This is a genomic window from Mycoplasma sp. 21DD0573 (genome assembly GCF_034863425.1).
In the GTDB taxonomy this organism is placed as follows: domain Bacteria; phylum Bacillota_I; class Bacilli_A; order Mycoplasmatales; family Metamycoplasmataceae; genus Mycoplasmopsis.
Genome location: NZ_JAYFEZ010000019.1, coordinates 1 through 6,571, shown reverse-complemented (window position 1 = coordinate 6,571; position 6,571 = coordinate 1). Strand labels below are relative to the sequence as shown.

6 protein-coding genes are annotated in these 6,571 nt (G+C 30.0%); 5 read left to right on the top strand and 1 reads right to left on the bottom strand.

Annotated features, from left to right (window positions below; all coding sequences use genetic code 4):
- Positions 1 to 172 precede the first annotated feature (172 nt).
- The 5 genes from VBM86_RS02930 to VBM86_RS02910 are packed head-to-tail and all read left to right on the top strand — an operon-like array spanning position 173 to position 5,385.
- Positions 173 to 316 (top strand): hypothetical protein, encoded by a 144-nt coding sequence (locus VBM86_RS02930; RefSeq protein ID WP_257088689.1) that lies wholly within the window; start codon positions 173 to 175, stop codon positions 314 to 316.
- Between the two features lie 37 nt (positions 317 to 353).
- Positions 354 to 1,739, top strand: a complete 1,386-nt coding sequence (locus VBM86_RS02925) for an ABC transporter ATP-binding protein (protein WP_323188461.1) — start codon at positions 354 to 356, stop codon at positions 1,737 to 1,739.
- Complete coding sequence (locus VBM86_RS02920) at positions 1,723 to 2,562, top strand: ABC transporter permease (protein WP_323189800.1); 840 nt, start codon at positions 1,723 to 1,725, stop codon at positions 2,560 to 2,562. Before VBM86_RS02925 ends, VBM86_RS02920 begins: the two co-directional genes overlap by 17 nt.
- On the top strand, positions 2,555 to 3,334 hold the full coding sequence (locus VBM86_RS02915) for an ABC transporter permease (RefSeq protein ID WP_323189799.1): 780 nt from the start codon (positions 2,555 to 2,557) through the stop codon (positions 3,332 to 3,334). Before VBM86_RS02920 ends, VBM86_RS02915 begins: the two co-directional genes overlap by 8 nt.
- Positions 3,335 to 3,336: 2 nt before the next feature.
- Complete coding sequence (locus VBM86_RS02910; protein WP_323189798.1) at positions 3,337 to 5,385, top strand: hypothetical protein; 2,049 nt, start codon at positions 3,337 to 3,339, stop codon at positions 5,383 to 5,385.
- A gap of 83 nt (positions 5,386 to 5,468) precedes the next feature.
- On the opposite strand, the gene VBM86_RS02905 is transcribed toward VBM86_RS02910, so the two are convergent.
- Positions 5,469 to 6,461: a YwaF family protein gene (locus VBM86_RS02905; protein ID WP_323189797.1), complete on the bottom strand. Its 993-nt coding sequence runs from the start codon at positions 6,459 to 6,461 to the stop codon at positions 5,469 to 5,471.
- Positions 6,462 to 6,571 lie beyond the last annotated feature (110 nt).

Below are 6,571 nucleotides of genomic sequence, written 5' to 3'. Positions count from 1 at the left end.
ACCACCACAAGGTGGTTTTTGTTTTAAATTTAAGGTCAAAAATCCAATCAAAATCACACCATTTTAACACACTTATTTTTTATGGTCTTACAAAAAATTTTTGCTCAAAACTTACCTCAAAAAAGTTAAAAAAATTAAGGCCAAAATTAATCAATTTAGTAAAATAGCATTTATGAAAAGTAAGGCGCTTTTAATTCAAATTTTACCTATATCAAATGTATTAAAAGTATTTAATGATATTGACTATTCAACTAAAAAATACTTACGTGAAGAATACATTGAAAACTTATTTGATACGGTCTCCCTTTTAAAATAGCTATTAAAACTATATTAAGGAAAGGAGATTAAAAATAATGGCTATTAAAGTTAAAAGAAAAAAAGATAAGCAACCAATTATTGAATTAATTGACGTTGTTAAAGAATTTCAAAATAAAACAGTTTTACATAGTATTAATTTACAAATTCAACCAGGTGAGTTTGTTACTTTATTAGGTCCATCAGGTTCAGGAAAAACTACAATTTTAAGATTAATCGGTGGTTTTGAGTGAACTACACGTGGTGAAATTAAATTCAATGGTTTAGACATTAAAGATCTTGAACCACACAAAAGAAATGTTTCAACAATCTTCCAAGATTATGCACTTTTTCCACACTTAAACGTTTATGGAAACATTGCATATGGTCTTAAACTTAAAAGAATTCCTAAAGAAGTTATCGACCAAAAGAAAGTAAAACTTCTTGAAGAATTAACTAAAAAATGAGATGCTTTAAGTCATAAAAAAATGGAACAACTTGACAAGTTACAAGAAAAATATGAAGAACAACTTGAAAACTTAAAAGAAGGAACATACCAATACAAGAAAATTCAAAAATGACTTGATAACTCAGACTTCGTTTATTCATATTGAGAAAGTTACACAGCATTAAAAGTTGAAGCATTCCAAAACCTACACTTCAAACGTAGAATGACAAGGCAAGAAATGGATGAAAAAATTAACAAAATCATCGATCTTGTAGGTCTTACAGGAAATGCTGATAAAGCTATTTCTGAACTTTCAGGTGGTATGAAACAACGTGTTGCATTAGCTCGTTCACTTGTTATTGAACCTGAAATCTTACTTTTAGATGAACCACTTAGTGCACTTGATGCAAAAATTAGACAAAAAATGCAAGTGTTATTAAGAAGTATTCAACAAGAATTAGGTCTTACATTTATTTTTGTTACTCATGACCAGGACGAAGCTCTTGAACTTTCAGATAGAGTTGCTGTTATGCGTGATGGTGTTATTGAACAATATGACACACCTAAAAACATCTACGACTATCCAGTTAACATCTGAGTTGCTAAATTTATCGGTGATTCAAATATCTTCGATGCTAAATTCACAAAACAAGGCAAAATTAAGATATTAAACAAAGAGTTTAAAACAATTCACGAAGCAGATGAATTTGAACCAGGTGAAGTACTTGATGCACTTATTAGACCAGAAGATATTGACATTTACTCAGAACCATCTAAAACTTCAAACAAATTATCAGGACACATTTCTGACATTTCTTACAGAGGAAGCTACTACTACATTAAAGTTGAAATTGATGAACAAACAGTTATTTATGTAGAAACATCTAAGAAATTTGAACTAGGTGAAAAAGTTTACTTAAGTTGAACAATTGACTCAATCCATTTAATGCGTAAAGACGCTAAGTGAGATTATTCAAATAATGAATTCCAAAACTAATAAATTCAACTTCACTTTTGATAAAAAAACACATCTAGTTTGACCTTATTTCCTAATTGCGCTCTTACTTATTATTCTTCCAATTATTTTAATTGTGCTTTATGCACTTATTCCAAACGAAAGTTTTGATAACTGAGTTTTAATCAAGTCATCAAGTACTTGAAAAATTATGGGACGTTCATTATGAATCGGATTAGCGGCATCAATGTTATGCTTAATCATTGGATTCCCATATGCTTACTTTGTTTCAACATCTAAATCTAAGATTTTCAAAATTTGTGCACTTAGTTTAATGATTTCACCACTTGCAATTTTCACAATTGCTAGAATTTATTCAATTAAAGCCTTATTCTTAGGTATTATGGCACACAACACAAAAAGTTTAAACAATGAAGCATTTATGGTATTTGGACTTATGTACCTTAACTTGCCTTTAATGATTATGCCTTTATACACAGTGTTTAAAGATATGCCAAAAAACATCATTGAAGCAAGTCACGACTTAGGTTACAATCAAACTCAAACAGTTTTCAAAGTTATCATTCCATATGGTATTAGAGCTATCTTAAGTGGTTTTGGTATGGTGTTTCTTGCATCTGCTACAACCTTTGTTATCTCAGCAAAACTTCTGCCAGATGGTTCACAATATCAAACAGTTGGAGATATTATCAACTCAAGAGCAAACCCAGGAAATAAATTTGACTTAGCAGCAGTTTCTGTTTTAGTTATCGTGGTATCTGCTATTTTCTTAAGTATTTATGGAATTATTTTAGTAACTCCTAAAATGATTTTCAGACTTAAAAAAGGAGCGCACTATGAGTAAATTCTTAAAAAGATCTTATATTTTCATCATTTTAGCAATCGTTTATATACCGCTTTTATTTGGAGTTATTTACTCATTTAACCAACCGACACCAAAAGGTCAATTCAACCCGACTTGAACTAAAGGTACATTTGACAACTGACTTCATTTATTTGATAACAACAGAGCGATGTCGCTTGTAAATAGCTTACTTTTAGCGCTTATTGTAAGCTTTTTAGTATGTACAATTTCACTTGTAACTGTATACGCACTATACAGACAGAAGAACAAAATTGTTAGATCATACGTAAGCTCTACAATTAATATTCCTCTTATTAACCCAGACAACATTACAGCTATTGGACTTGTTCTTGTCTTTGGTATCTTCTTTGGAGTTATTCAAACAGATAGCGAAGGATTTGGACGTGTTGTAGTAGCTCACACAATTATGACACTTCCATATGCGATTTCACTTATGTTACCAAGAAGTGAAAAATTCAACAACAACCTTTACGAAGCAAGTCAAGATTTAGGATACTCAAAATTAAGATCTTGATTCAAAACTTACTTTGTTTATATGATCCCTTCAATTATTATGTCTGTAATAGTAGCTTCTGTTCTTTCGTTTGATGATTTTATAATCACTAGAACAGTGTCTAATATGCAAACAATTGGAACTGATTTATACGCAGGTTCATTTGAGCCTTGAGGACTAATTTTTGGTGCTATTATCCTTGTATTAACTATTATCGGAAACATTATTTACGTTGCAGTTAAGAAAGGTAAGAAATAATAATGAAGAAAATTATTAAAACATCATTAATTAGTGCTGGGATTTTAACAATGGCAGCAGTAGGAACTGGTTTAATTGTTTCAAAAGCAATTAATCATTATAAGCCACCTTTTTACAACTTTAGATCATATATGTCAGATGATAATAAAGAGAAATTAAGAGATGTATTCAGTTATGCTGAATTTAACGAAGTTAATGAGTTTAATAATGCAATAATCAACCACAAAGCAGCTGCAGGAATCAGTGGAGATTTCCTAGCTGCATCACTTATTAAAAAAGAATGCTTGCAAAAAATTGATTACTCAATTTTACTTAACAAACCTGAACTTAAAAACGACAGAGAAAAAACAAAACAATATCTTAAAAACATTATCAAATCAGAAGTTTGAGAGCATCTTGAAGATTACAACGAACAATTAAAGACTAAATTTAATGGTGAAAAACTTAAAGATGAAAAAGGTAATTACCCTGAACTTTGAGAATACTTTTTCCCTTACTTTTCTCAAGACATGGTAATTGCTTACAACATTAAGAAAAAACCAATTGCACCTGAAAAGAAAACTGAAGACGATGCAATTAATCTTGATTTATACGCTGATAAATTTAATAATGGATATGAAACAAATTCTATTATCAACTCACTTAAAATAGTTGCTGATAATGGATTTGATTCTTGAATCATCACTGACGCAGTCAGAGATAACTTGTTATATGGTTCATCTTATTGAACAAATGCAGATGGAACTCACAGTGCTGATCAATTCACTGGCGCAGTTACAAAAGAAACATACAAAGGTCTAATTGATTCATTTGTTTCACTTATTAAAGATGGAACAGGTTTCCCAATTGGACACAAAAACATCTCATTTCAAGGAGATGGACTTGAATTATTAAATAACTTAATTAACCCTAAAAATGATATCAATGCAGCTATTATGTACAATGGCGATGCTATTGATGCATACTATGGAGAAGATAACTTCCCAGGTATAGTCGAAGATCGCGAAATTAGAGTTATTAAACCTAAAGAAAACATTTTATTAGTCGATGGACTTATCTTATCTAAAGTTAACACAGAAGAATCAAACAAACTCTACTTAGAAACAATTAGAGATGGATTCTTAGATAACTTACCAGAATTAGCAGAACAATTCGACCACATCGATAAAAAATATCCAAAACAAGAATTCGGTCTTAAAAAACAATTATTCATTGAGCACGCTGTTGCACAAAGATGAAAAATCCTTCAAACAGGAACCGAAGATTCACCAAGTGCATTTAAAGAATTAGCTACTGATAAATTCGTCGAGCTAGGTCTCATAGACGAAAACGAAAATCAAGACAAATTAAATAACGTAATTATCAAATACGCTGACTTACTTGATTTATCACTTCCTGCTAACAAAGAATACTTAGATAAGTATCTTGAATTAAATGCAGAACACAACAAATTCTTACATCATGAACGTGAAGAAGATGTTGACCTAGACGATAGAATTAACATCTATCCTTACAGACTTAAAGATTACTTTAGCAAAACAGAAAACTTAAACAACTTCTTTACACAAGTTGCAACTGATATTAAGAACTTTACATATCCAGAAGCAGATGAAGAAGCTTCAGCACTTTCATTACCTGAAAATGCAGATGACGAAATTAAAGTCTTATTTGCATTAATTTTTGAAAATGAAAAAACATTTAAAGAACAAAAACATGAAAATGCAGAAATTACAATTGAAAAATTGTCAGACTTTATTAAGTTTTATATTGCAAAAGTAATTTCATACCTTGATTTAAGTAATGAAGATGTTATTGGTGCATACAAAAACTTAACAAATTTCAATTACATTAACTATGTTCCTTCACAAGCAGTTGATTATGAATTGGTGCTTAGAAACTACTTTGCTTCAGCTGAAGATGGAATAGATGCTAACGTAATTGATATTTATGAAATCAATAATAGTTCAGCAATTCACAAATCACTTCAACCAACTGATGATGAACTTTCATCAAGCACAAGCACATATTACAATGAAAAAACTAAAGGGTAGTCAGCAATGACTACTCTTTTTTTACAGCTTGCACACTATGGCAAAAGAAAAAAGCAACCAAATTTGGTTGCTTAATTTTCTAATTAAAATACATATAAATTATCATACTTTTTAACATTGAATCTAGGTTTTAAGAATTGTTTTGAAGACTTACCAAATGATAAGAATTTCTTACCTTTTCCAAAATTAAAAATAATTTTATCTTGAAGAATAAAGATACCAGCACATGCATATAAGTAAAGCGCTCCTAATGCAATTAATGTAAACACATTAAATGGTCATTTCATTAATGGACCAATTAAACTTGAGAATGGATTATATTTGTCTTTTCCTACATAAATGTAATTGCTCTTTCAAGCACTTGGCGCTAAGTCATCAAGTGCTCAGTTTAAGAAGAAACAAGCTACAACAAGTAATCCGAATATTGCAAGTGTTCTTAAGATATCTGTATTTCTCATTGAATATGGATATACAATAGAAACAATAAATGTAGAAAGCAACATAAATACGTGAAGTGCCATTAAATCATAGAATATGTAGTTATCGTAGTAAATATGGAACTCGTATTCTTTACCTTTTTCATAGAATTTACCAAATGCTGTAAATGTTTCATCAGGTGTGTAAGTTATCTTAACATCAGGTAATATAAGCGCAATAGTTGCACCAAGGAAACTAAGTGAAATTAAATATTTCATTCATTGTGGTTTATTTAATAAAAGCACAATACCAATTGAAATTCCTAAAATTCTACACATATGAAGTGGTATAGTTTCTCATTTACCTGGATATTGTGTAACTCCAAACACAATAGCTCTAGCAGCGATAAATGCAAGCGTTAATGCTCCTGCAGTTCTAATTAATATTTCTTGAGTTTTTGCAGAAACATTTTTACGCTTAATTGCTTCGTGTATTTGTCTTTTGAAGATTCAAATAACGAAAATAATCAACATAGCAATAACTCAAGATAATCTAAGACCTAAATTAGTTTGAGCTAGCATTGTCTCTGATATTTGACCTCCACCGGTTCAAGATCAGAAACCAGGTTTTAAGAAAAAATATTTTTCTTCAAAGTTCATAATTCTCCTTTAAAGGTTTATAAATTATCCAATAATTATAATAATTTATGTATAAAACCTGAGTTTCCAAGTTGGAAGCTCATTTTTTATAATTTTTAAACTCTACTTAT